The organism is Micromonospora halophytica, from assembly GCF_900090245.1.
GTDB classification, from domain to species: domain Bacteria; phylum Actinomycetota; class Actinomycetes; order Mycobacteriales; family Micromonosporaceae; genus Micromonospora; species Micromonospora halophytica.
In genome coordinates, this window is the sequence record NZ_FMDN01000004.1 from 311,675 (window position 1) to 335,543 (window position 23,869).

The following is a 23,869-nucleotide window of genomic DNA, read 5'->3' on the forward strand; positions in this document are numbered from 1 at the left end:
GGCCCGCTCGCACCGGGCGGTCAGGAACCGACCGGCACCCGGGCGGTGACCGGCCGACCGGTCACCCGGCGCAACGCCAGGTACGTCTCGCAGCCGAGGCAGAGGTCGAAGGCGACGTTGAGGAACGCCGCGGCGAGCGCCGCGCCCGTCGCCGCCAGGGCGGGCACCGACGCGCCGGTCAGCTGTCCCACGATCGCGAGCAGCGTGAAGACCAGCCCGACGAGCTGCGCGAAGCGCACCGGAGCGGCGGGTTCGAGTTCGCTCGGCGGGTCGAGCCGCGGCGCGACGAGGACCCGCCAGACCAGCGAGTACGGGCCGAGACTCGGGTTGACGGCGGCGAGCGCGAAGACGGCCGCCTGGGCGAGCAGCACCGGCACCGCGCCGGTGATCAGCGCGGCGGCGAGGACGACGGTGGTGACGGCCGCGGCGAACCGGGGCGCGCGAGGATCGAGCAGCATACGGGGATTCCGTTCGGCGACGAGGGCGCGGCCCGGACCGGTGGGACCGGCGGGCGCGCGGGGGCGGAGACGTCAGGCGGAGCGGAAGCCCGGACAGAGGCTGGCCGAGAGCCAGCCGTGGTCCACCGTGCGCCGGCGGGTCAACCGCACGCCGGTCATCGCCCGGCCCGCGCCAGCAGCGGCCGCAGGGCGGCGGTCAACTCGTCCCGGGTCGGCACCCCGGCGGCGCGGCGCACCACGCGACCCGCGCCGTCGACCAGCAGCACGGTGGGGGTACGCCAGACGTCCAGCGCCCGCACCGCGTCGAGGTGCCGCTCGGCGTCGACCTCCAGCAGGCGTACGCCGGGGACGTCACCGGTGACCTGTTCGAGCACCCGGCGGGTGGCCCGGCAGGGCGCACAGACCGGGGCGGAGAACTGCACGAGAGTGACCTCGCCGGGGCGTACGCCGAGGGTGTCGAGCGCGGGACGGCCGGTCGCGGCGGCGGGCGCCGCGCGGAGCCGGCCGTCGCGACGCCGACGCCACACGCCGACAGCGGTGGCGGCCATCAGGACGGCCACCACCACGACGACGCCGGTCATCGACACGCGCACCGCCCCAGCGTGCCACATTCGTCGTCGCCCCGCCCCGACCGTCCCGCCGGCCGGGAGCCCCGTCCCGGGGCGGGCCGGCCCGGGGGGCGGGGCGGGCGGCAGAGGTGCGGGCCCGGTCAGCTCATGGTGACGAGCAGGTCCCGGCAGGCCTGCTCGCAGGCGCGGCAGGCGTCGGCGCAGATCCGGCAGTGCTCGTGCATGCCCGCGTGGGCGGCGCACTCGTCGCCGCAGGAGCGGCAGGCCGTGGCACACGCCTCCAACAGGGCGCGGCTCAGATTGGCGTCGTAGCCGGTGTGCCGGGACAGCACCCGGGCGGTGGCGGCGCAGACGTCCGCGCAGTCGAGGTTGGTCCGGACGCACTTCGTCAGCTCGGCGACCATCTCCTCGCTCAGGCAGGCGTCGGCACAGGCGGTGCAGGCCTGCGCGCAGGCGTTGATCGCGTCGATGGTCGCCGCCAGCTTCGCCCGGTCCAGGTTGATGGTCTGCGGGTAGGTCGCCAACATCGGCATGGTCGTGGTCATGGTCGTCCTCCTGCTCGTCTGGTGGTCACTCCTTCCACTGCCGTACCCGGCCGTTCGGGCACCATGCCGGATTGTGGTCGTACGGGTGCCGCGACCGGCCACCCGTCCGGCGGACCGGAGCCGGACGACCGGAGCCCCGGGCCCCGGCCGCCGTAGCGTGGACGGACGCGGGGACGGGGCGAAAGGAGACCGATGCACGGCACGGGAATGGCGGGCTGGATGTGGGTCTGGCCGCTGCTGGTGGTGGCCGCCCTGGTGGTCCTCGCGGTGCTGGTGGTCCGGGCCGTCGGAGGAGGAGGTCCGCAGTCGGGAGTCCGCTCCGCCCGGCAGGTCCTCGACGAACGCTACGCGCGCGGCGAGATCGACGAGGAGGAGTACCGGCGTCGCCGCGACGCCCTCCAGTGAGCGGCCGACATGACCGGGCGCGGGCGTCATCACGGCTGCGAGCTGAGCACTGGCTACCCTCGGACAACGGTGGCAGGTTCTCCAGGGCGAGGAGTCGAGGCGTGACCCGAGGGTGCAGGACGAAATGGCTCGGCGCGGTGCTCGCGGCGGCCCTGGCGCTCACCGGCTGCACCGGCCCGGCGAGCCCGAGCAGCGGCCCGACGCCCCCGAGCAGCGGGGCGTCGCCCTCCAGCAGCGGCCCGACGCCCACCGGGGACGGCGAGGAGTTCGGCCACGTGCACGGCCTGGGTGTCAACCCGCGCGACGGGCAGCTCTACGCGGCCACCCACCACGGCGTGTTCCGGATTACCGGGAGCGGCCCCACCCGCGTCGGCGAGGGCCGGCAGGACACCATGGGGTTCACGGTCACCGGCCCGGACGAGTTCCTCGCCTCCGGCCACCCCGCGCACGGTGAGGCCGGGCCCGCCCACCTCGGGCTCATCGGCTCCACCGACGCCGGTCGTACCTGGCGGACCCTGTCCCTGGCCGGCGAGGCCGACTTCCACCTGCTGCGACAGGCCGGCGACACCGTCTACGGCCTCGACTCCACCAGCGGCGCCCTGATGGCCAGTGCCGACCGCGCCACCTGGGAGAGACGCGCCCGCGTCGAGGCGGACGACCTCGCGGTCGACCCCGCCCGCCCGGACACCCTGCTGGTCACCGGCGAGCAGGGTGTGCGCCGCTCGACCGACGGCGGTCGTACCTGGTCGCCGGTGGGCGGGCCGGCTGTCCTGCTGCTGCACTGGTCGACCCGGGAACTGGTCGGTGTGGCCGCGGACGGGCAGATCCTGCGCTCCACCGACGCCGCGGCGAGCTGGACGCCCACCGGCGGGCGGGCCACCGACGCCCCGGTCGCGTTGACCGCCCACGAGGGGCGGCTCTACCTGGCCACCCGGGACGCGCGGGTGCTACGCAGCGACGACGCGGGCAAGACCTGGCACCCGGTGGCGTCCTGACCGTCCGGTTCCGGCCCTCCGGCGGGGCGGCGACCGGCCGGCGTGACCCGGTGTCGGCCGGGCCGGCACCGGCCGACCTCAGCGCCGCCCGGGGGTGAGCCGGACCCGGCGCAGCAGCTGCGCGTTGAGCGCCACCACGATCGTGGAGGCGGACATCAGCACCGCCCCGACGGCGGGGCTGAGCGCGACGCCGGCCCAGGCGAGCGCCCCGGCCGCGAGCGGGATCGCCACCACGTTGTACCCGGCGGCCCAGGCCAGGTTCTGGACCATTTTCCGGTACGACGCCCGGGACAGCCGGATCACACCGGTGACGCCGCGCGGGTCGGAGGAGGCGAGCACCACCCCGGCGGACTCGATCGCCACGTCGGTGCCGGCGCCGATGGCCACCCCGACGTCGGCGCGGGCCAGGGCGGGCGCGTCGTTGACGCCGTCGCCGACCATCGCCACGGTCAGCCCTCGGGCCTGCAGGTCGGCCACCGCCCGGTCCTTGTCGGCGGGCAGCACCTCGGCGAAGACCTCGTCCACCCCGGGGCGGAAGTCCAGGTCGGCGGCGACCGCCTCGGCGACCGGCCGGGCGTCACCGGTGATCATGACGATCTTCCGTACCCCTTGTCCGCGCAGCTCGGCGATCGCCGCGCGGGCCTCGGGGCGTACCTGGTCCGCCAGGGCGAACGCGCCGACCGCCGTCGGCCGGCCGGCCGGTGGCAGCCGGAGCAGGTGCAGCACCGCCGCGCCCCGACGGGACCATCCCTCGGTCGCCGCGACCAGGGACTGCGGCACGCTCACGTCGAGTTCACGCAGCAGCGCCGGGCCGCCGACGGCGTACGCCTCGCCCCGCACCACGGCGCGGACGCCGCGCCCGGTCATCGAGCGGAAGTCGCGGGCGGCCGGGACGGGGCCACGCGCCTCGGCGGCGGTGACGATCGCCCGGGCCAGCGGATGTTCGCTGTCGGCCTCCACCGCGGCGGCGATCCGCAGCGCGTCGTCCTCGTCGAGGCCGCCGGCCCCGAGGACTGCGGTGACGGTGTGCGCGCCCATGGTCAGGGTGCCGGTCTTGTCGAACAGGACGGCGTCGACGGTGCGCATCCGCTCCAGGGCCAGCCGGTCCTTGACCAGGATGCCGGCCCGGGCCGACACCGCGGTGGAGAGCGCGATCACCAGCGGGATGGCCAGCCCGAGGGCGTGCGGGCAGGCGATCACCAGCACCGTCACGGTACGAATCACCGCCTGGTCGACGTCGCCGAACGCCCACCAGCCGACGAAGGTGACCAGCGCCGCGACGGTCGCGACGTAGAAGAGCATCGCGGCGAACCGGTCGGCGAGCACCTGGGCCCGGCCGCTGGACGCCTGCGCCTGCGCGACGAGCCGGCCGATCCCGGCCAGCGCGGTGTCCTCGCCGACGGCGTCGACCTCGATCCGCAGCCCCGAGTCGGTGGCGACGGTGCCGGCGACCACCCGGTCCCCCACGCCCCGCGGCACCGGGCGGGACTCGCCCGTGATCATCGACTCGTCCAGTTCGGCGGTGCCCGCCACGATCCGGCCGTCGGCGGGGACCCGGCCGCCGGAGCGGACCAGGACCACGTCGCCGATCCCCAGCTCGGCCACCGGCACCGGGCGCACCGCGCCGTCCGGCTCGACCCGCTCGGCGTCGTCGGGGAGCAGGGCGGCCAGCGCGGCCAGCGCCCCCTGGGCCTGGCCGATCGCCTTCATCTCCTGCCAGTGGCCCAACAGCATGATGGTGACCAGGGCGGCCAGCTCCCACCAGAAGTCCAGGTCGAACGCGCCGAGGCTGGTCGCCAGCGAGGCGACGTAGGCGACCGTGATCGCCATCGAGATCAGCAGCATCATGCCCGGGGCCCGGTCACGGACCTCGCGGACGCCGCCGGCCAGGAAGGGCCAGCCGCCGTAGCCGAAGACCACCGTGCCGAGGACCGGGCCGACCCAGGAGATGCCGGGGAAGTCGAGGGTGTAGCCGAACCACCGCATGACCATGTGGCTGGTCGCCACGATCGGCAGGGTCAGGGCCAGGCTCAGCCAGAACTTGCGGCGGAACTGCTCGGGGTCGTGCCCGGCATGCTTGTCGTGCCCGTGGCCGCCGGCGTGGCCGTGGTGTCCGACGTGGCCGTGGTCGCCGGGGCGGCCGTGCCCGTCCGCGTGGCCGTGGCCGCCGGTTCCGGCGTGGGACGCCGCGCCGGGTCCGTGGTGCCCGTCGGACGGGTGGGATCCGGGGGCGTGCGCGTCGTGCGGCGGCGCGGCCACGGCCGGGCCGGGCCTCTCGTGGGCTCCGTGCGGGTGAGTCGTGCGCTCGTCTGTCATGCCGTCCACCTCCGGACCCGACGCTATACCCCCTAGGGGTATGCCGCAAGTACCCCCTGGGGGTACCCGCCTCCGACCCGGGGCCCGCAGCCCGCGACCTGCGCGCCGTCAGGGCCGACCCACCGGCAGGGCGCTCCCCGGTGAGCCGGCTCACGGACCTCCGGCCCTGTCCGACGGGACCTCCCCGGCGAGATGCTCCCGTCGGAACACGAGGAACGACGGGCGGAGTGTCATGCGCGTGGTGTCGGAAGCAGAGTTGGCGGCGGCGTTCGGGCGGCTGCCCGACCGGCCACGGGTGGTGGCCGGCGGCAACCACGCCGCGCCGACGTGGATCCTGAAGGTGCTGGACGCCACCGTCGAGCGGTACCGGCTGTACATGCTCAACGCCCCGCACGGCATCCCCGACCGGGACGGCGTCGACTACGAGACCTCCTTCGTCGGCGCCGGCATGCGCGGGCACCCCCGCCTGTCGTACCTGCCGAGCCGGCTGTCGCTGGTGCCGGCGCTGCTGCGCGACCGGCTGGCGCCCGACGTGGTGCTGCTGCACACCACGGTGCCGCGCGGCGGCACCCTCAGCCTCGGCGTCGAGGTCAACATCCTGCCGGCGGCGATCGAGGCGGCGCGCGCCCGCGGCGCCCTGGTGGTCGCGCAGGCCAACCGGCAGATGCCGGTGACGTACGGCGACGCGGTGCTGCCCCTGGACGCGGTCGACCTGGTGGTGGAGGTCGACGAGCCGCTGCCGGTGCCCGCCGCCGCCGACCACGACCCGGTCAGCGCCGCCATCGGCGCCCGGGTGGCCGCCCTCGTGCCCGAGCGGGCCACGCTCCAACTCGGCATCGGCGGCATCCCCGACGCGACCCTGCTGGCGCTGACCGACCGGCGAGGGCTGCGGATCTGGTCGGAGATGTTCAGCGACGGGGTGCTGGCCCTGGAGAAGGCCGGCGCGCTGGACCCGGACGCCCCGGTCACCGCCTCCTTCTGCTTCGGCTCCGACGAACTGTACGACTGGGTCGACGGCAACCCACGGGTACGGATGCTGCGCACCGAGCAGACCAACGACCCGGGCCGGATCGCCCGCAACCCGCGCCTGGTGTCGGTGAACAGCGCGCTGGAGGTGGACCTGTTCGCCCAGGCCAACGCCAGCCGGATCGGCACCCGGGTCTACTCCGGCTTCGGCGGGCAGACCGACTTCATCGTCGGCGCGCTGCACTCCGAGGGCGGGCAGGCCATCGTCGCGCTGCGGTCCTGGCACCCCAAGGCCGACGTGTCCACCGTGGTCCCGCTGCTCTCCGGGCCGGTGACGTCGTTCCAGCACAGCGCGATCGTCACCGAGCAGGGGTGCGCGGCGGTGTGGGGTCTGGACTCCGTCGCGCAGGCGCAGCAGCTGGTCGACCACGCCGCCCACCCGGACGCGCGGGACGGGTTGCGCGAGGCCGGCCGGCGGATGGGGCTGCCGTTGCGCTGACCGGCCACCTCGGCCCGTCGTCGGACGGCCAGCCACGCCGGGGTGAACGGCCCACCATCATCGCCCCCGCCGGGGCCGCACCGGGTCGTGCCGGCTCAGTCTCGACCGGCACGACCCACGTCCGTCACACACCGTCCCTGGTGTAACGCAGAACACCTAGCGGACGAAGTCGCTGATCGACTCAGCGAGGCTCGCGACGTCCAGGCCGTGCAGCCGGTCGTGGTCGGCAGCCGTGCCGTAGGCACGCACCTCCTCATCCCGCCGTACCCCGTGCGACCGCAGCCGGTGCGGCACGTCGCCGAGCGCCTCGGCCACCTCGTGCGCCGAGGTCCCCCGCAGGTACGGCTCGACCACCACCACGTTCGGCCGGGCCTCGGCCACCGCGGCGCGCAGACCGGCGTGGTCGAACGGCCGGATCGTGGCGGCGTACAGCACCGTCACATCCGCCGTGGACGTCGCGGCGAGCACGTCGTCCAGGACCGGACCGACCGCGACGACCACGCCGGCGCTGCCTCGGCGCAGCACGCTGAAGCCGTCGAGGACCGGCGCCGCCTCGCGGTTCGCCTTGTCGGAGAGCCGCAGGTAGACCCGTTCGGTGCTGGAGAGCGCGTCCCGCATCAGCTTCTCGGCCTCGTCCTCGTGCCCTGGTACGTGCACGGTCCAGCCGGGCACCGTGTCGAACAGCGCGACGTCGCCGGGTGCCTGATGGGTCCGCCCCCGTGCCAGGTCGTCGTACGAGCCGCCGATGCTGACCAGCACGGCGCCGACGTCCTGGTGTCCGAGGTCGAGCTTGATCTGTTCGAAGGGCCGTTCGACCAGGAACGGCGTGTAGGTGTGCACCACCGGCCGGAAGCCGTTCAGCGCCAGGCCACCCGCGATCCCGATCATCGCCTGCTCACGGATCCCGACGTTGATCACCCGGTCCGGGTACGTGGCCCGCGCCTCGTCGAACGACCACGACGAGATGTCGGCGGTCAGCAGGACCAGCTTGGGATGGGTGGCCAGCGACTCGATCACCGTGTCGACGAAGACGGACCGCATCATCTTCCTGTCCACCTGGGTGCTCATGCCGCGCTCCCTTCCCGGGCCTGGCGAATCTCCGCGACCACGGCGTGCGGCCGTCCGTCGGGTTCCTGAGTCAACGCTCGGTACAGCTCGTCGTTGTCGCGTCCGTCCACCGTGGTGGCACGCCAGCCCTCCACCTCGAAGCGCCTGGCGATGCCGTCCGGCCAGCCAAGGCTCGCCGAACGGTTGTCGATCACGATCACGGTGACGCGGTCGAGCGCGAACCGACCGGCGATCGCGATGGCCTCGTGGTTGCTGCCCTCGTCGAGCTCGCCGTCGCCGATCAGCACCACGACGCGAGCGCGCCGGCCCTCGGCACGCAGCCCGAGTGCCGCTCCCACACCGAGCGGCAGCCCGTGGCCGAGCGAGCCGCTGCTGATCTCCACGCCGGGTATCAGCTTTCGGTCGGGGTGGAGACCGAGCGGCGAGCCGAGCTGCGTCCAGGTGTCGAGGGTCTCCGGGGCGATGAACCCCTTCGCGGCGAGCATCGCGTAGTAGGCCATCGGTCCGTGGCCCTTGGACAGGAAGAACCTGTCCCGGTCAGGGTCGTCGATGTTCGCCGGCGAGATGTCCAGCACACGGTCGTAGAGGGTCCAGATGGCGTTCAGCGTCGACGCTGCGGCCCACCCGTGCTTCTCGTCTCCGACCATCCTGCCGAAAAGGCTTCGTAATGTCTCTTCTGTCGTCTGCATGACTCCACCTGCAACGTGTCGATGATGGGGAAGAGCGCCGCGCCCTGGGCGATCAGGCGGGCTTGTGGGCAGTCAGGAGGGCATATCCCAACGCCGGTTCCTCGCTGAATGCGCGGAACCTCGAGAGAGTGAGATCGAACTGCTCCGCCCCGATGTGCGGCAGCGCCTGTTCGCGCAGGGCCGCGAAGCGCTCCGCCGCCCTGCGCCATGACGGCCGGGTGTGCTTGCTGACGTCCTCGGCCGCCCCGGGGACGAGCCCGGCCGCGCGGAGCATGGACTGGTACTCGTCAAGTCCGACGACCGACAGGACACCCTTGCTGGCCTGGTTGACACGGGCGGCACCCGCTTCGTACCCGCCGGCGTCCGGGAGAAGCATGAAGTCAGCTACCGCCAGCCGCCCCCCGGGTCGCAGCACCCTGGCCGCCTGGCGGAGAACGTGAGCGCGATCCGGCATGTGATGCAGGGACTCCAGCGCCCAGACGATGTCGAACGACTCGTCGGGGAACGGCAGGTCCATCGCATCGGCCAACTGGAATGACAAGCGGTCGGCCAACCCGGCGGACGCGACGCGCTCGATCGCCCGCTCCACCTGTCGCCCACTGATCGAGACGCCGACGGCCTCGATCTGATACGTCGTGGCGAGCCTGATGGCCGGCGCGCCGATGCCACAACCGAGATCGAGCAGACGATCGCCGGGTTCGATGGTCAGCAGCCCGGCCAGCTTGTCGGTCAGCCGATTGGCCGCGTCTTCCACCGACACTTCGTCGGATGGGTCGTCCCAATAGCCGTGGTGCAGGTTTTCGCCCCAGAGCTGGTCGAGCAGATCCGCGAAGGCGTCGTAGCCGTGGCCGATCTCCTTCGGCGTCGGTTTATTCACCACAGTCCTTTCATCGTCATTTGTCGTGCCCCTCACTCGTGCCGCCATTCCGCCGAGTTCCAACTGGCCGCCAATTCGACCCGCGAGGCGAGGCTCATCTTCTGGTACACCTTCTTGAGGTGGAAGGCCACCGTGTGTCGAGAGATGAACAGCTGCCTGCCGACCTCATTGTTGGTATGACCCTGACTCACCAGCTCCGCGACCGCGAATTCCGTGTTGGTGAGCCCGTGTGGCAACTCACCTTCACGTTCCGCGGCCCGGATCACGCCGCGGCGCACGCCGAATTCGCGGAGTTTGTTCGCGACGCGGGAGGCATCACGCGCGGCGCCGACCGCGGTGTAGGCGCACAGGGCCGATTCGTAGATGCGAATTGCGTTCTTCCGTTCGGACCTTCGCTTGGCCAACAATCCAGCCAGATCCTCACGCGCAGACGCCCCACACCATCGATCGGGGTAAATGTTAGCCGCCTCTGTCAACTTGCCGGGATCATCTTCCAGGAGTCCGGCGGCATGCAGCGCCGCCCCGCGCATGACGCTGAACCCCGGCTGCTCGGCCGACGCGGCGGAGGCCGCCGTCACCGTTGCGGCCGCGAGGTCGTGGGCGCCCAACTTGCGGGCGGCGCGCACCAGCCACGAAGCCGCCGCCGGCCCCGAGACCAGGAGCTGACGAAGAACGAGCTGGTTGGTGACGATTCCCGCAATGAGACCGGCCGCCCTGTCGACCCCACCACGGGCCTCCGCCGCCTGGGCGGTCACCCACGCCCCCGCAGCCTGCCCGAAGTAGCCCAGCAGGGCTTCACCCGTCAGCTTGTCCACGTACTGCAGGCAGGTTCTCATGTCCGCCCGACGCAGCGCGGCGAGCGCCATCACGACATAGCCGGTGGGCAGCAACGACCGGGCGTCACAACACTCCGCGATCCGCAGCCCCGCGCTCACCTCGGCGAGACCCTCGTCGACCCGACCCATGGTGAACAGCAACTCGCCCCGGATGATGAGCGCCGTCGCCGCACGGGACCGTGACTCGGATTCGCCACTGCCCGTATCGAGCGAGTTGATCGCCCGCCAGGCGGCCTCGAGATCCCTGGCCTTGGTCAGCAGGGCGACGTGCCAAAAAGGCGTCAGTTCGCAGAAATCATGGCGCTCCTTGCACCTGATCCCGACCGCCGCGGTTGCGTACTGCAATCCGGCGTCGAGCCGTCCGCTGTACCACGACAAAGCGGAGCGGCGGAAAAGTTGGCCAGTGTCGCATGAGGTCGAAACAAAATCATCCGCGCATTCGACGAACGGGTGTTGCGGAAATGGCACCCGGGTCAACAAAGACGTCAAGAATCCCCCAGAAATTCCCAGACAATTGCCGTGCCAGCAATTACCTATAGTAGTCAACCCGTCACCGACGATACTACCGGCGCGACTCCGCGTCCAGTGAACTTTGCAAATTTCTTCACGATGGACGTTTTTGCTGGTAGCAGCTTTGTACACTTGCGGATCTGTGAGAACTGCAACATGCCAGTTGACATCACATAGGGGGATTTCTATGATCGCCCGCTTGCTCAGCACGGTTGCCAACGCTCGGGAACAGGTGTGGGCAAGGGGGAAGCGCCCGCGACAATACGGTCATCGACCAAGATCGAAGAGCGCCTGCCAGGAATTTCGCTGCCCGCCACGTCGCAGCGGAACACGCGGCGCAGCGTGGGTGACAGCCACGCCGGGCGGCCGGCGGCGTCCGCGGCGACCTGGGCGTCGTCGCCGCGACATTGGTCTTTACCCGCGCATTTCTGACGGCGGCCGACGTGCTGTCGCACAGCGCCCTATCAGGTCGAGGGATGCCCGCAGCGCCACCTCCGTCCTACTCTCCGAAGCACCGGGCCGGTCACGGCTCCCCAGGACCGCGCACGTCCGTCTCCGGCAAGCCGAACGCGGGCTTGCCGCAACGGAAGGAATTGGCACATGACCGTCGTCGGCGAGGAGCGGTCGACCTGTTCGCACCCGACGCGGTCGCCGACCCGACCGGCTGGTACGCGCAGACGCGCCAGGCGCCGGAAGTGCCCTACCCGGGCCCGGTTCCCGACCCCGGAAAGGAATTCTGGCTGTGCCTGAATCAGCGGAGCACATCGAGAAGTGGGTGCGCCGATTCCATCCGGCACCGGATTGCGCGGCCCGTCTGGTGTGCCTGGCCCACGCCGGGGGCTCGGCGAGCTTCTTCCACCCGGTGTCCAAGGCGCTCGCTCCGGAGGTGGAGGTACTGGCGGTGCAGTACCCGGGCCGCCAGGACCGGCGCCACGAACCCGCGGTCGACAACATCGCGGACCTGGCGGACCACATCTTCGACGCGCTGCGCGACCTTGACGACCGTCCCCTGGCACTGTTCGGGCACAGCATGGGCGCGGTCCTCGGTTACGAGGTGGCGCTGCGGAGGCAGCACGCCGGACTGCCGTCACCGGCGCACCTCTTCGTCTCCGGTCGGCGAGCCCCGTCCCGCTACCGGGACGAACGGGTGCACCACCTGTCGGACGACCGGATCGTGTCCGAGCTGCGGGCCCTGAGCGGCACCCAACCGGCCATGCTGGCCGACCCGGAGGTGCTGGAGATGATCCTGCCGGCCATCCGCAGCGACTACCACGCCATCGAGACGTACCGCCACGACCCCGACCGGCGACTCGACTGCCCCGTCACCGTCTTCACCGGCGCCAGCGACCCCCGGGTGTCCATCGACGAGGCCCGCGCCTGGGAGGAGCACACCACCGGGCCGACGGACCTCAAGGTTCTCCCGGGGGGCCACTTCTTCCTCGTCGACCGGAGCGCCGAGGTGATCGCGACGGTACGGCAGCACCTGATGGACGCGACACCGACCGGCGAGCCACGGACCCGACGAGCGACGGTGACCCCCCAACCGACCGGCACCACGCGGTGAGTCTCTCCTTCAGCCCTACCCAGCGTCGACCTGTGAGGTTTCCGTGACGGACGCGGACGTCGTCATCGTCGGCAACGGGCCGATCGGTGCCACCCTGTCGGTCCTGCTGGCCCAACGGGGCTGGCGGGTGACTGTGCTCGAACGCCGTCCCCGGCCGTACCGGCTTCCCCGGGCGACCAGCTTCGACGGTGAGACCGCCCGCCTGCTGGCCGCCACCGGGATCGGTCCGGACCTCGGCCGGATCACGGCTCCGGCCAACGGGTACCAGTGGCGCACCGCCGCCGGTGAGACGCTGCTGGACATCGCGTTCACCACGGACGGCCCGTACGGCTGGCCGGACGCGAACACGATGCACCAGCCGGCCCTCGAGGAACTCATCGCCGCCAGGGCGACCTCGCTCCCCGGCATCACGGTGCTGCGCGGACACGAGGTCGTGGGCATCACCGAGAGCAACCAACTGGTGGAAGTGCTCGCCGCCGACGGCGAAGGCGGGACGCGGGCGCTATCCGCACGGTGGGTCGTGGGATGCGACGGCGCCAACAGCTTCGTCCGCAACCACCTCGACGTCTCCGTCACCGACCTCGGGTTCTCCTACGAGTGGCTGCTCTGCGACGTCGAACTCCGCGAGCCGCGCGAGTTCGTCCCCACGAACGTGCAGATCTGCGACCCGGCCCGGCCCACGACACAGGTGGGCAGCGGTCCCGGGCGACGACGCTGGGAGTTCATGCGCCTGCCCGGCGAGAGCACGGCCGAGCTGAACAAGGACGAGACGGCGTGGCGCCTGCTGGCGCCGTTCGGCGTCAACCCCGACACCGCCACCCTGCTTCGCAGCACGACGTACATCTTCCAGGCCAGGTGGGCCGAGCAGTGGCGGGTGGGCCACGTCCTGCTGGCCGGCGACGCCGCCCACCTCATGCCCCCCTTCGCCGGGCAGGGCATGTGCTCCGGCATCCGCGACGTCGCCAACCTGGCCTGGAAGCTCGACCTCACCCTCCGCAGCCTGGGCGGGGAGTCCCTCCTGAACTCCTACACCGAGGAGCGCCGCGCGCAGGCCAAGGCGGCGATCCTGGCGTCGGTCCAGCTGGGTCGGGTGATCTGCGTGACCGATCCGGCCGCCGCCGCCGAACGGGACGCGACGGTACTGGCCAATCGCCGCGGGCAGCCGGCCACCCGCCCGGAACCGGCGAAGCCGCTCTCGGTGGGGCTGCTGCACCGGCGGCCCGGAGCGGACGCGGCCGAGGCACCGGCGGGTGCGGTCGTACCGCAGGCACGCGTGACGTCGGGCGGCGTCACCGGGCTCTTCGACGACGTCGTCGGCCGGGGTTTCGTCCTGCTGACCACCGAGGATCCCCACGCCGCACTCGACGAGGACCGGATCTCCTTCCTTGCCGACCTCGGCACACACGTCGTCCGGCTGCTACCACCCGGAGAGTCCTCAGGGCACGGCGTGGTGGACGTCGACGGCGTCTACGGCCGGTACCTCGGGCAGTTTCGGGCGAGCTGTCTGCTCGTCCGTCCCGACTACCACGTCTTCGGTGCGGCGAGCGGCCCGGAGGCCACCAGGGACCTGGTCGACGACCTGCGGAACCAGCTACGAGCCCCGGTGCCGGCCGGTACGCTGCGGCCGACCGGTTGACGCGGCACCGACCGGGGAGATGAGGGCACGAGCGGCACCCGGTGACCGTTCGATCCGGCGGTGGGTGAAGAGGAGGACCGGTTCCGGGCCCCGGGTCTCTCACAAACGCTGGGTCAGGCTTCGCATGCTGGCCATGAGGCTGCGTAGTTCCACCGTCAGGTAGTTGCTGTGCGGCAGCAGCGACGTGAGCTGGTGCAGCGTGGTCCACAGGAACCGGTCGTCAGGATCGGCGATGTCGTCCTCGACCTCGATCACCAGATACCGGTTCTGCGCGTGGTGGAACCGACCGCCCTCCTCGGAGTGCAGGACGTCCAGCCGGACGCGGTACGCCGGCGCCGCCAGCGCGTAGTCGAGGTAGGGGGGGCGGTGCTCCGCCGGCACGTCGGCGTAGTTGTCCGGCTGGCAGTGCACGGTGGCGGTCAACTCGGCGATGTTCAGCATGCCGGCGTCACTGCGGGCCTGGACCAGCGCGTGCAACGTGCCGTCGATCCGCTTGACCAGCAACGCGAGCAGACCGGGCTGCTTGGGCGCCACCAGCGGCTGGGTCCACGCGGTGACCTCGCGGTTGCTGGCCTGTACGGCCACCGCGATGACGTCGAAGTACTTGCCGTCCCGGTGGTCGATCACGTCGGGGCCGAGGCGCCAACCGTCCTCGGTGAGGTGCTTGAGCGGCACCCGGCGCTGCACCAGCTCCCGCCGGGCCCGCACCTCGGTGAGCCAGCTGAGGATCCTCCCGGAGTCGTGCACGGCCCTGCCGTCACCGGACAACGAACACCGGACCGCGTGGGTGAACGAGTCGTCGCCGGTGTCCTGCTCGCGGGAATCGGTCAGCGCCGACGGGATGCACGACAGGACCGTCCGGGAGTCCATGTTCACCATGTGGTCGAGCAGCAGCAGGCGATGGATCTGACCGAGGGTGAGCCAGCAGAAGTCCTCGTCGAGCGGTACGTCGTCCTCGGTCTCGACGACGATGTTGCGGTTGCGCTTGTGCAGGAACCACGACCCCTGCTCGGACTGCAGCCCATCGAACAGCACCCTGCCGCGGGTGTCCGCCCGGAAGTACTCCAGGTACTTGGTGCCCGCACCGCCGTGGACCTGCATGTAGTTGCTGCGGGTGGCCTGCACGGTCGGTGAGATCTGCAGGCCGTTGATGTTGCCCGGCTCCATCTTGGCCTGCATCAGGCAGTGCAGGACACCGTCGAACCGCTTGACGAGGATGCCCAGCACGCCGATCTCCGGCTGCACGATGATCGGCTGGCCCCACTCGCTCACCCACGGCCGGCCGGTCCGGACCCGCAGGCCCTCTATCGAGAAGAACCGTCCGCTCCCGTGGACGAGGTTGCCCGTGTCGGGATCGAAGTTCCACCCGGACAGTTCGGCAAACGGAATCCGATCCACCTGGAAGCTGTTCGCACGGGTCCGTGCGTTGAACCAGGAGTGGAAGTCCGCCATGGACATCACCGCGTTGTCGGCCGGCGCGCCGGCCGGCCCGTACCGCCCGTTCGGCGTGTCCAACTGGGTCGCGCTCAAGCTGTCGATCACGTGATCCCCCTCGATGTCGGGCGTACTCGCCGTGGTCCGCCGACCGGGAACCGGTGGATGGTGGTGGGGTGCCGCTCCCACAGGGTCAGGGTCCCGGACGCTGAGGCTTCTCCGCGGTCCTGCGGCGGAGCAGTCGACGCAGGAGCCGAGCTCCGCGTGCGCCTGACCACCTCGATGAACACGACCTGCGTGGTTCCTCCGACCATAGAGAGGCGCAAGCGGCCCGGCATCCCTCGTTCTGATGGCGCGTCAGCGGTGCATGCACGGCGCCCTATCAGGTCAGGGGATGTTCGCCACGCCGCCCCTGTCCTACTCTCCGAAAGCACCAGGCCGGTGACGGGACACGCTTACCCGACGGCCGGCCCGGTCCCGGTTCCCACCTCGCGGGTCAAGCACGGCCGCTGTCCACGTCCCCACCCGGACCGCTGCTGGTCCGCCGCGACACCAGGGAAGGAGATCGTGGTGACTCCCGTGCGAATCGGGATCATGGGATGCGCGAGCATCGCCCGTCGGAAGATGCTCCCCGCCATGGCGGCCCTTCCCACGGTCGAGATCGCGGCGATCGCCAGCCGTGACCTCGGCAGGGCCGTGGAGGCCGCCCGGCCCTACGGCTGCCAGGCGGTCGAGGGCTACGAGGCTCTGCTGCAACTCGACGAGGTCGAGGCGGTCTACATCCCGCTGCCGAACGCCCTGCACGCCACCTGGATCGAAGACGCCCTGTCCGCCCGCAAGCACGTGCTCGCCGAGAAGCCGCTGACCACCAGGGTGTCCCGGACGCGCGAGCTGACCGCCACGGCCCGGTCCCAGGGCCTGGTGCTCATGGAGAACGTGATGTTCCTCCACCACCGCCAGCACGCGGTGGTGAGGAGTCAGCTCGAAGACGGCGCGATCGGCCACCTGCGCGCCTTCTACGCCTCGTTCGGCGTACCGAGACGCCCGTTCGGCGATTTCCGTCACAGCGCCGAACTCGGCGGCGGCGCGCTCATGGACGCCGGGGTCTATCCGGTACGCGCGGCGATCTCCTTTCTCGGCGGCGACCTGAACGTCCTCTCGGCCATGCTGACCTTCCGTCACGGCCAGCAGGTCGACTCCTCCGGGCACGCCCTGCTGTGCACCGACAGCGGCGTGGCCGCGCAGGTCAGCTTCGGCCTCGACCATTTCTACCGGTCCGGTTACGAGCTCTGGGGCAGCACGGGACGCATCGTCGTCGAGCACGCCTACACGCCACCCTCCGACCACGTCCCGGTGGTGCGCCTGGAGCGCAGGTCGGGTGTCCAGGAGATCCGACTGGCGCCCGACGACCAGGTGGCGAACTCGGTGGACGCCTTCGCGACGGCTGTCCGGTCGGGGCGTCCGCCCGACGACGGCGGCGTCCTGCGGCAGGCGGCCCTCATCGACGACATCCGTGCCAGGGCGAGGCTCTGCGTCGATCACCCCACCGGGCGGGCGGACCTCATCCGGACCAGGGAGTTCTCATGAAGGCGCCGGCGCCTACCGGTGACACGGGAAGACGACCGCGCCGCCCAGCTGTTCCCGGGCCCGGAAAGCCCATTCCCGGGCCCGGACCGGTCCGCACCCGAACACCCAGGAGTGTCGTATGCAGCCATTGAACGTCCGTGACCGTCGTGTCGATACGCCAGTGGGATCCCAGTCGTGACCATGACCGTGAAGAACGCCGCGGGGGCGTCGCAGTTGCTGGCCGCACGGCTGCAGATTCCGCCGATCTCCTACACCCACGCCTCGGGGTCCTGGATCTTCGGCTCCGACGGGCAGCGCTACCTCGACGCGTCCAGTGGAATCGTCAACGTCAACATCGGCCACACCCATCCCACCGTGGTCGAGGCGCTGCGGGACCAGGCGGGCATCTGCACGTACGCCAGTCCTGGATCGCTGGTGGCCAGCCACATGGAGCAGCTGGCCTCGGCCACGGCGAGGGCCGTGCACAGGGTGGACGACCGGGTCATGTTCACCCCCACCGGCACGCACGCCGTCGAGGCCGCCATCGCGTTGGCCAGACTGGCGCAGCGGTCACGGGGTGAGGTGAGCCGTCACAAGGTGCTGACGGCGTCGCTCGGCTACCACGGCAACAGTGCGTTCGTGCTCGCGTTGTCCGGCCACCGCTCCCGACGACCGCACGAGGACGACAGCTTCGGCATCGGGCCCGCCTTCGACCCGCCCTACCCCGGTCAGCACCTCGGTTGCCCGTTCCCCGCCTGCCGGGTCGAGTGCGCGCAGGTCGTGCGCCAGGCCATCCTCGACGCCGGCCCGGAGACCGTCGCCGCGGTGCTGATGGAACCCGTCAACGGCACGACCGGAGGGGGATACGTCCCGCCGGCCGGATACCTGCGGGCGGTCCGGGCGATCTGCGACGAGTACGGTGTCCTGGTCATCCATGACGAGGTGCTCACCGGCCTGGGCCGCACCGGACTCCCGCTGGCCTCGCATCACACGACGGACGCGCAAGCGCACATCGTGACGCTGGCGAAGGGGCTCGGAGCCGGAGTCGTCCCACTGGCCGCGACGATGATCGCACCGGAGCTGGCCGAGGCGATCCTGTCCAGCGGCAGGTGGCTGCCGCTCATGGGGACGATGTCGGCGACTCCGCTGCAGGCACGGGTCGGGCTCGCGGTGTTGTCCGTGCTGGACGAGCTCGGCGCCCTGGACCGCGACCAGGTACGCGGCGCGCCGGTAGGTCAGCTCGTGGCCGAGGCGACACGGGATCTGCCGGTGGTGAAGGATGTGCGTGGCCTCGGCTACTTCCACGGCATCGAGCTGGCCGCGGGCACTGTCGGCGACGCCCTGAAGATCACCAGGAGCAACGGCCTGCTGCTGTACCCGTTCGTCGGTTTCCGCCGAGACGGCAGTGGGGAGGGCCTGCTGGTGGCGCCCCCGCTGAACGCCACCGACGCCGACCTGGACTTTCTCGGCCAGGAACTGCGCGCGTCGCTGGTCCTGCTCAACGAGCGTGTGAGCTGACTCCCGGGTGACAGCGGCGGCGCCGCGGCCGGACCAGCGGCCCGCGCAGCACCGGTAGGTGCCGCTTCGGCGACCGGGTCACGGCGAGACGATCCGCACGGTTCGCGGAGGGTCTCGCCGTGACCCGGTCGCCGTCTGCCCGGTCGGGTACGCGACACAGGCGCGCCGTCCGCTGTCGCGGACGGCGCGCCGGGTAGGTTCGCCCACTCAGTGCGAGGCGACGAACTCCTTGAGGGTGCCGATGACGTACTCGATCATTTCCGTGGTGATGCCCGGATAGACGCCGATCCAGAACGTCCGCTCGGTCACCAGGTCGCTGTTGGCCAGCGAGCCGACGATGCGCTGCGGCCGGCCGATGTAGGCGGGGTGACGGGTGAGGTTGCCCGCGAACAGCCGCCGGGTGCGGATCTTGCGGTCCTCCAGATAGCCGACGATGTCCGGGACGTCGAAGCCGGCGTCCGGCAGAACCGTGATGATGAAGCCGAACCAGCTCGGATCGCTGCCCGGCGTCGCTTCCGGCAGCAGCAGGCCGGGCAGTCCGTCCAGGCCCTCCCGCAGCTGACGCCAGTTGCGCTTGCGCGCCTCGATGAAGTCCGGCAGCTTGGCCAGCTGACTCAGCCCGAGTGCGGCCTGGATGTCGGTGCTCTTGAGGTTGTAGCCGACCTCGGAGAAGACGTACTTGTGGTCGTAGCCCTCCGGGAGCGTGCCGAGCTGGAGCTCGAACCGCTTCAGGCAGCGGTCGTCCTCGCCGGGCTCACACCAGCAGTCGCGGCCCCAGTCGCGGAACGACTTCGCCAGCTTGGCCAGCTTGATGTCCGAGGAGAGCAGCATGCCGCCCTCCCCCATGGTCAGGTGGTGCGCCGGGTAGAAGGAGATGGTGGAGAACCGACCGAAGGTGCCGGTGAGCCTGCCGTTGTAGGTCGAGCCCACCGCGTCGCAGTTGTCCTCGATGAGGAAGAGGCCGTGCCGCTCGGCCAGCTCGGCGATCTCCGCGACCGGGAACGGGTTGCCCAGCGTGTGCGCGATCATGATCGCGCGGGTACGCGGGGAGATCGCCTCCTCGACCCGATCGGCCGTGGTGTTGTACGTGCCGAGTTCGATGTCGACGAACACCGGCACCAGGCCGTTCTGCAGGATCGGGTTCACCGTGGTCGGAAACCCGGCGGCGACCGTGACGACCTCGTCGCCCGGCTTGAGCCGCTCGTCGCCCAGTTCATGCGAGGTCAGCGTGCTCAGCGCCAGCAGGTTGGCCGACGATCCGGAGTTCGTCAGCACCGCCTTGCGCCGCTTGAGCGTCCTGGCGAGGGACGACTCGAACTTCGCGGTGATACTGCCGGAGGCGATCCGCATGTCGAGCGCGGCGGCCACCAGGGCCTCCCGGTCGTCGGCGTCGAGCACCGCCCCGGACGACAGGATCGGAGTCTGCCCCGGGACGAACGGCGTCGGCCCGGGAACCTGGGCGTCGTGGTAGCCGCGGACCTGCTCCAGCAGGCGCGATCGGGCTGAGTCGACCATGTCGTATCCCCTACGGTCGCTTGCGGGCTCTGGCTGGGCCTTGCGCTGAAGCCGGAATGGCAGTCGTTCGCCCGCTCGATCCCGGCTCCGGGCATCCCCGCCGTACCTTCCTGAGGCTCTCCCGAAAGAGACTAGGAGTGCCAGCACGAGCGGGTATCCCTCAACGTGGTAGGGCCGTCCCACGCCGTGGACCGGGACTACCCACATTGGTGATGGCCCCGGCCTATGGTGTCGGCAAGCTGGATCCGCTACGAGCCTGCAGATGCGCGGGCGACGAATGTGGCTCTGAAGAGAACGTCATGACCGCTGGGAGGACGATTTGCGGGTTCTAATTCTCGCCGGGATTGCACCGTCGACGGTTTTCAGTCACGTCCCGCTCGGGACGGCCCTGCGCAACGCCGGACATGAGGTGATGATGACCGCCTCGCTCGACGAGCTGGTCGAGACCATCGTGGGGGTCGGGCTTCCCGCCGTGCGGGTCACCGACCCGGCGCTGTCACCGCGGGAGATCATCGCGCGCGACAGCCGGCTGCTGCAGATACCGGAGGACCCGATCGCGCGCGAGCAGCAGTCGGGCCACTGGTACGCGCGACTGGAGGCCGTGACCCTCGACGCCCTGCGGGCCTTCACCGAGGACTGGCGCCCGGACGTCATCATCGGCGGCGTGGCCTCCTACGCCGCCCCGCTGCTGGCGAAGCGCCTCGGCGTGCCCTACGTGAACCACGCGTGGGACATCCACGATCCGCGGCTGCTGCACCTCGGCGCGGCGGAGGAACTCCAGCCGGAGTTGGCGGAGCTGGGCCTGGACACCCTCCCCGAGCCGGACATGCTGATCGACATCACGCCGCCGAGCCTGCGTCCGCCGGACGCCCCGTCCGCGCAGATGATGCGGTGGATCCCGGGCAACAGCCAGTGCTGCCTGCAGCCGTGGATGTACAAGCGCGGCAAGGACACCCGGATCGGCGTGACGATCGGGACGGGCGTGGCGACCTACAACCAGTACGACTTCCTTCAGGCCATCGTCGAGAACGTCAGCACCCTGGACGCCGAGGTGGTCGTGCCGGTGACGGAGGACGTCGTCCCCGTCCTGCGTGAGCGGCTGGGGGACGACGTCCTGACGGGCTGGGTCCCGCTGGATGTCCTCGCGCCCACCTGCGACGTGCTCGTGCACCAGTCGGGCGGCAGCACCATGATGACGGCCCTGAGCGCCGGTGTGCCCCAGGTGCTGATTCCGGACCCCAATCTGTACCGGGCGAACGAGATGGCCCGCAGCATCGTCGAGGCCGGCGCGGGAATCGTGCTCTCGCCGGAGGAGGCCACCAGCGACACCATCGCGAAGAGCTGCCAGGAGATCGTCTCCAACCCGGCGTACGCTGCGGCCGCACGCACGCTGGCGGCGGAGATCGCCGCCCTGCCACTGCCGTCCGAGGTGGCCCGTCGCGTCGAGTGGCTCGTCCACGAGTCGCCCCGGGGACGCCACGACTGAGTGCCGGCGCGGCGGCGCTGGCGTCGACCGTCGATCCCGCGGTGACCGTCATTTCCCGGCACTGCGGGATCGACGTGTGCGCGCTGCTTCTCGTCGGCGCTCATGCCGCCGGCGGGACGGGCCTGGCCGTGACCGGTGGCCACACGCCGGGCGGAACCGGACGGTGCCGTGATCACCAACCGACCGGGACTACCGATGTTGGTGATGGCCCGGGAAAGCGGCGTGGGTCAACCTGATCAGGCTTGACATCACCGTTCACCTGGGCCGGTCCGCGACCTTGCCGGACCCCGCACGCCGACTGGAGGCCGATTCGTGACACGAGCTGGGACCTGGCGTGCCCTGGCACCCACCGAGAAGATCCATGTCGCCAGAGAGGCCTACATAGGGTACGTGGTGCGTGCCACCGGTCGGCTGGACCTGGATGCCCTGGCAGCCGCCTATGCGGCCGTGTGCCGCGCCTATCCCCAGCTCTCGGCCCGGCTCGACGCCGGCGATGACGGACCGTTCTTCGCCGAATCCGACGCCCGGCCGGAGGTCCGTACCTGCGACGGGGATCCCGAACGTCCGTTGACCGGCGTGGAACTGGATCAGTACCGGGCGTTGAGCGCGCTCAACGTCGTACGTGACGGCGACGACGCGAGCGTGTGCCTGCTGACCCATCACAGCATCGCCGACGCCGACCATTCCATCGCGGTGCTCGCCGACCTGTGGTCCTGCTACACCGATGCGGTCCAGGGCACACCCTTCGACCTGCCCCGCCATCCGTATCCGCGATCGTTGGAAGACCTGCTCGCCGAGCGGGGCGTGCGGAGCGCCCCGCCCGGGTCCGGCCGCACCCCGCCGCCGCCGGCGTCGACGGGTCAACCGGCGGCGCCCGCACCGCGCGGGCCTGCCCGGCACGTCGTGCAGCACCGCATGACCGCAGCACAGAGTACGGCCCTGGCGGAACTCGGTCACCGTGAGCGCGTCACGATCAACGGTCTGCTGGCGGGCGTCCTGCTCCTCGTCGAAGCCGAGCTTCGTGACCTGCCGGTGACCGAACTCGTGTACCGGTTCACGGTGAACCTGCGCAGCCACCTGACGCCTCCGGTCGCCCCCACCGAGGGTACGAACGTGCTCGGAGGTGTGGGCTTCACGGCCACCGACGACCTCCGACCCGACGCCGTCACGATCGGCCGGGCGATCGGCGAGCGGCTGCGGGCCGGCCTGGCCGACGGTTCGATCCAGCGCAGCCTGCTGGACCTGGTCAGCCAGCCGCCGCCGGGGGCGAAGCCGTGGGACCCGCGCACCGCCCCCGCCGTGGTCAGCATGATGAACTGGGGACGGGTGCCACCGATGCGCACGCCCGACGATCTGCGGCTGACGAGCTTCCGGTCCGCGTCCAGCATGAGAGAGACCTCGGCCATGGGCGGCTACGTGGTGAACACCTTCGAGGACAGGATCGGTATCGATCTGGCCTGGCCCGAAGGGGATGCGGAGCTGCCGAGACGCCTCGACCGCCTGCGCGAACGGTTGAGCGAGCTGACGCTGCGGTGAGGACTGCCGAGGTGGTGTCCCGCCGATGTGTCGCCGGGCGACCACCACCGGCCTTCCGCGGCACGCCCTGCCTGAACCATCCAGGACCCGCGGGTCGACCGGCCCGCGGCACTCCCCCATCGAACCTCGGACGGGAGACGTCTCTGACATGAGCAGCACCGGCCTCAGCATCCGCAGCATGACCGTACGTCCGCTCGACATCAGTGGCGCCTTCCTCATCTCCTCACGGTCGTTCACCGACGAACGTGGCGCGTTCTTCGAGGTCTACCGCGAGGACGTGCTGACCGACGTGCTCGGGTACCAGCCGCCGAAGATCGTCCAGACCAACTACTCGGTCTCCCGCTCCAACGTCCTGCGTGGCATTCACGGGGCGGCCGTCCCGCCGGGCCTGGCCAAACTCGTGACGTGTGTCCGGGGTTCGATGCTCGACTTCGTCGTCGACCTCAGGACGGGCTCGCCGACCTTCGGGAAGTGGGACATGATCGTCCTCAACGGACGCGACGCCGCCTCACTCTACGTGGAGGAGGGGCTCGGGCACGCCTTCGTCGCGCTGGATGACGACACGTGTGTCCAGTACCAACTCTCCGAACTCTACCGGCCGCAGGACGTCATCACCGTGCACCCGCTGGACCCCGAGATCGGGCTGCCGCTCCGGCTGCCCGCCGCACCCGTCCTGTCCGACCGGGACGCCGCCGCACCGACCCTCCGCGAGGCCGCCGAGCGGGGCCTGCTGCCGAGCTACGACTCGTGCATGGCGCTTCGAGGCGTCCACGGACCGATCGCCGCCGCCGTAGGTCGGTGACGATCCCGCGACGACGCGGAGGCACTGTCCTCGGCTTCGTCGCGGGTGCGCCACAGCCGCGGCGCCCAGTTCGGTCCAG

At 71.1% G+C, this 23,869-nt stretch carries 20 protein-coding genes; 10 read left to right on the plus strand and 10 right to left on the minus strand.

Going from position 1 to position 23,869, the window contains the following annotated elements:
* Positions 1 to 20 precede the first annotated feature (20 nt).
* The 3 genes from GA0070560_RS08965 to GA0070560_RS08975 all read right to left on the minus strand — a co-directional run bounded on the left by GA0070560_RS08965 (position 21) and on the right by GA0070560_RS08975 (position 1,572).
* Positions 21 to 458, minus strand: a complete 438-nt coding sequence (locus tag GA0070560_RS08965) for a DUF4395 domain-containing protein (RefSeq protein WP_091293605.1) — start codon at positions 456 to 458, stop codon at positions 21 to 23.
* Between the two features lie 155 nt (positions 459 to 613).
* On the minus strand, positions 614 to 1,051 hold the full coding sequence (locus GA0070560_RS08970) for a TlpA family protein disulfide reductase (RefSeq protein WP_245675430.1): 438 nt from the start codon (positions 1,049 to 1,051) through the stop codon (positions 614 to 616).
* Positions 1,052 to 1,167: 116 nt separating this feature from the next.
* Complete coding sequence (locus GA0070560_RS08975) at positions 1,168 to 1,572, minus strand: four-helix bundle copper-binding protein (RefSeq protein WP_091293609.1); 405 nt, start codon at positions 1,570 to 1,572, stop codon at positions 1,168 to 1,170.
* Between the two features lie 192 nt (positions 1,573 to 1,764).
* Here GA0070560_RS08975 and GA0070560_RS08980 point away from each other — a divergent pair, with 192 nt between their 5' ends.
* A complete protein-coding gene (locus GA0070560_RS08980; RefSeq protein WP_091293611.1) occupies positions 1,765 to 1,977 on the plus strand; it encodes an SHOCT domain-containing protein in 213 nt (70 codons plus the stop codon).
* 101 nt (positions 1,978 to 2,078) lie between these two features.
* Entirely contained in the window at positions 2,079 to 2,972 is an 894-nt protein-coding gene (locus GA0070560_RS08985; RefSeq protein ID WP_139131462.1) for a F510_1955 family glycosylhydrolase, read from the plus strand.
* A gap of 78 nt (positions 2,973 to 3,050) precedes the next feature.
* Here GA0070560_RS08985 and GA0070560_RS08990 read toward each other — a convergent pair whose 3' ends face one another.
* Positions 3,051 to 5,288, minus strand: coding sequence for a heavy metal translocating P-type ATPase (locus GA0070560_RS08990; RefSeq protein WP_245675431.1), 2,238 nt, complete (start codon positions 5,286 to 5,288; stop codon positions 3,051 to 3,053).
* A gap of 238 nt (positions 5,289 to 5,526) precedes the next feature.
* Here GA0070560_RS08990 and GA0070560_RS08995 point away from each other — a divergent pair, with 238 nt between their 5' ends.
* A complete protein-coding gene (locus GA0070560_RS08995; protein ID WP_211565780.1) occupies positions 5,527 to 6,753 on the plus strand; it encodes an acetyl-CoA hydrolase/transferase family protein in 1,227 nt (408 codons plus the stop codon).
* A 156-nt stretch (positions 6,754 to 6,909) separates the two neighbouring features.
* Here GA0070560_RS08995 and GA0070560_RS09000 read toward each other — a convergent pair whose 3' ends face one another.
* Genes GA0070560_RS09000 through GA0070560_RS09015 form a run of 4 tightly spaced genes read right to left on the minus strand, consistent with a single transcriptional unit; the run spans position 6,910 to position 10,568 of the window.
* On the minus strand, positions 6,910 to 7,821 hold the full coding sequence (locus GA0070560_RS09000; RefSeq protein ID WP_091293617.1) for a transketolase family protein: 912 nt from the start codon (positions 7,819 to 7,821) through the stop codon (positions 6,910 to 6,912).
* A complete protein-coding gene (locus tag GA0070560_RS09005) occupies positions 7,818 to 8,510 on the minus strand; it encodes a thiamine pyrophosphate-dependent enzyme (RefSeq protein WP_091293620.1) in 693 nt (230 codons plus the stop codon). The genes GA0070560_RS09000 and GA0070560_RS09005 overlap by 4 nt, the downstream gene beginning before the upstream one ends.
* A gap of 52 nt (positions 8,511 to 8,562) precedes the next feature.
* A complete protein-coding gene (locus tag GA0070560_RS09010) occupies positions 8,563 to 9,387 on the minus strand; it encodes an SAM-dependent methyltransferase (RefSeq protein WP_091293622.1) in 825 nt (274 codons plus the stop codon).
* A gap of 32 nt (positions 9,388 to 9,419) precedes the next feature.
* Complete coding sequence (locus GA0070560_RS09015; RefSeq protein ID WP_091293625.1) at positions 9,420 to 10,568, minus strand: LuxR C-terminal-related transcriptional regulator; 1,149 nt, start codon at positions 10,566 to 10,568, stop codon at positions 9,420 to 9,422.
* A gap of 907 nt (positions 10,569 to 11,475) precedes the next feature.
* Between GA0070560_RS09015 and GA0070560_RS09020 the strand changes: the two genes are divergently transcribed.
* Entirely contained in the window at positions 11,476 to 12,297 is an 822-nt protein-coding gene (locus tag GA0070560_RS09020) for a thioesterase II family protein (protein WP_091293627.1), read from the plus strand.
* 43 nt (positions 12,298 to 12,340) lie between these two features.
* Positions 12,341 to 13,933, plus strand: a complete 1,593-nt coding sequence (gene mhpA / locus GA0070560_RS09025) for a bifunctional 3-(3-hydroxy-phenyl)propionate/3-hydroxycinnamic acid hydroxylase MhpA (protein ID WP_091293629.1) — start codon at positions 12,341 to 12,343, stop codon at positions 13,931 to 13,933.
* A 99-nt stretch (positions 13,934 to 14,032) separates the two neighbouring features.
* Here the strand turns inward: mhpA and GA0070560_RS09030 are convergent, their stop codons facing one another.
* On the minus strand, positions 14,033 to 15,475 hold the full coding sequence (locus GA0070560_RS09030) for an NDP-hexose 2,3-dehydratase family protein (RefSeq protein WP_170839332.1): 1,443 nt from the start codon (positions 15,473 to 15,475) through the stop codon (positions 14,033 to 14,035).
* A gap of 462 nt (positions 15,476 to 15,937) precedes the next feature.
* Here GA0070560_RS09030 and GA0070560_RS09035 point away from each other — a divergent pair, with 462 nt between their 5' ends.
* A complete protein-coding gene (locus GA0070560_RS09035; protein WP_091293634.1) occupies positions 15,938 to 16,954 on the plus strand; it encodes a Gfo/Idh/MocA family protein in 1,017 nt (338 codons plus the stop codon).
* Between the two features lie 180 nt (positions 16,955 to 17,134).
* On the plus strand, positions 17,135 to 18,451 hold the full coding sequence (locus GA0070560_RS09040) for an aminotransferase family protein (RefSeq protein WP_170839337.1): 1,317 nt from the start codon (positions 17,135 to 17,137) through the stop codon (positions 18,449 to 18,451).
* Between the two features lie 207 nt (positions 18,452 to 18,658).
* On the opposite strand, the gene rfbH is transcribed toward GA0070560_RS09040, so the two are convergent.
* A complete protein-coding gene (gene rfbH / locus GA0070560_RS09045) occupies positions 18,659 to 19,966 on the minus strand; it encodes a lipopolysaccharide biosynthesis protein RfbH (RefSeq protein WP_091293639.1) in 1,308 nt (435 codons plus the stop codon).
* 319 nt (positions 19,967 to 20,285) lie between these two features.
* Between rfbH and GA0070560_RS09050 the strand changes: the two genes are divergently transcribed.
* The 3 genes from GA0070560_RS09050 to GA0070560_RS09060 all read left to right on the plus strand — a co-directional run bounded on the left by GA0070560_RS09050 (position 20,286) and on the right by GA0070560_RS09060 (position 23,790).
* Positions 20,286 to 21,452 carry a nucleotide disphospho-sugar-binding domain-containing protein gene (locus GA0070560_RS09050; protein WP_170839333.1) on the plus strand — a complete coding sequence of 389 codons (1,167 nt, stop codon included), beginning with the start codon at positions 20,286 to 20,288 and terminating at the stop codon, positions 21,450 to 21,452.
* Positions 21,453 to 21,764: 312 nt separating this feature from the next.
* Positions 21,765 to 22,988 carry a phthiocerol/phthiodiolone dimycocerosyl transferase family protein gene (locus GA0070560_RS09055; RefSeq protein ID WP_091293643.1) on the plus strand — a complete coding sequence of 408 codons (1,224 nt, stop codon included), beginning with the start codon at positions 21,765 to 21,767 and terminating at the stop codon, positions 22,986 to 22,988.
* 178 nt (positions 22,989 to 23,166) lie between these two features.
* On the plus strand, positions 23,167 to 23,790 hold the full coding sequence (locus tag GA0070560_RS09060; protein ID WP_091293741.1) for a dTDP-4-dehydrorhamnose 3,5-epimerase family protein: 624 nt from the start codon (positions 23,167 to 23,169) through the stop codon (positions 23,788 to 23,790).
* Positions 23,791 to 23,869: the final 79 nt, after the last annotated feature.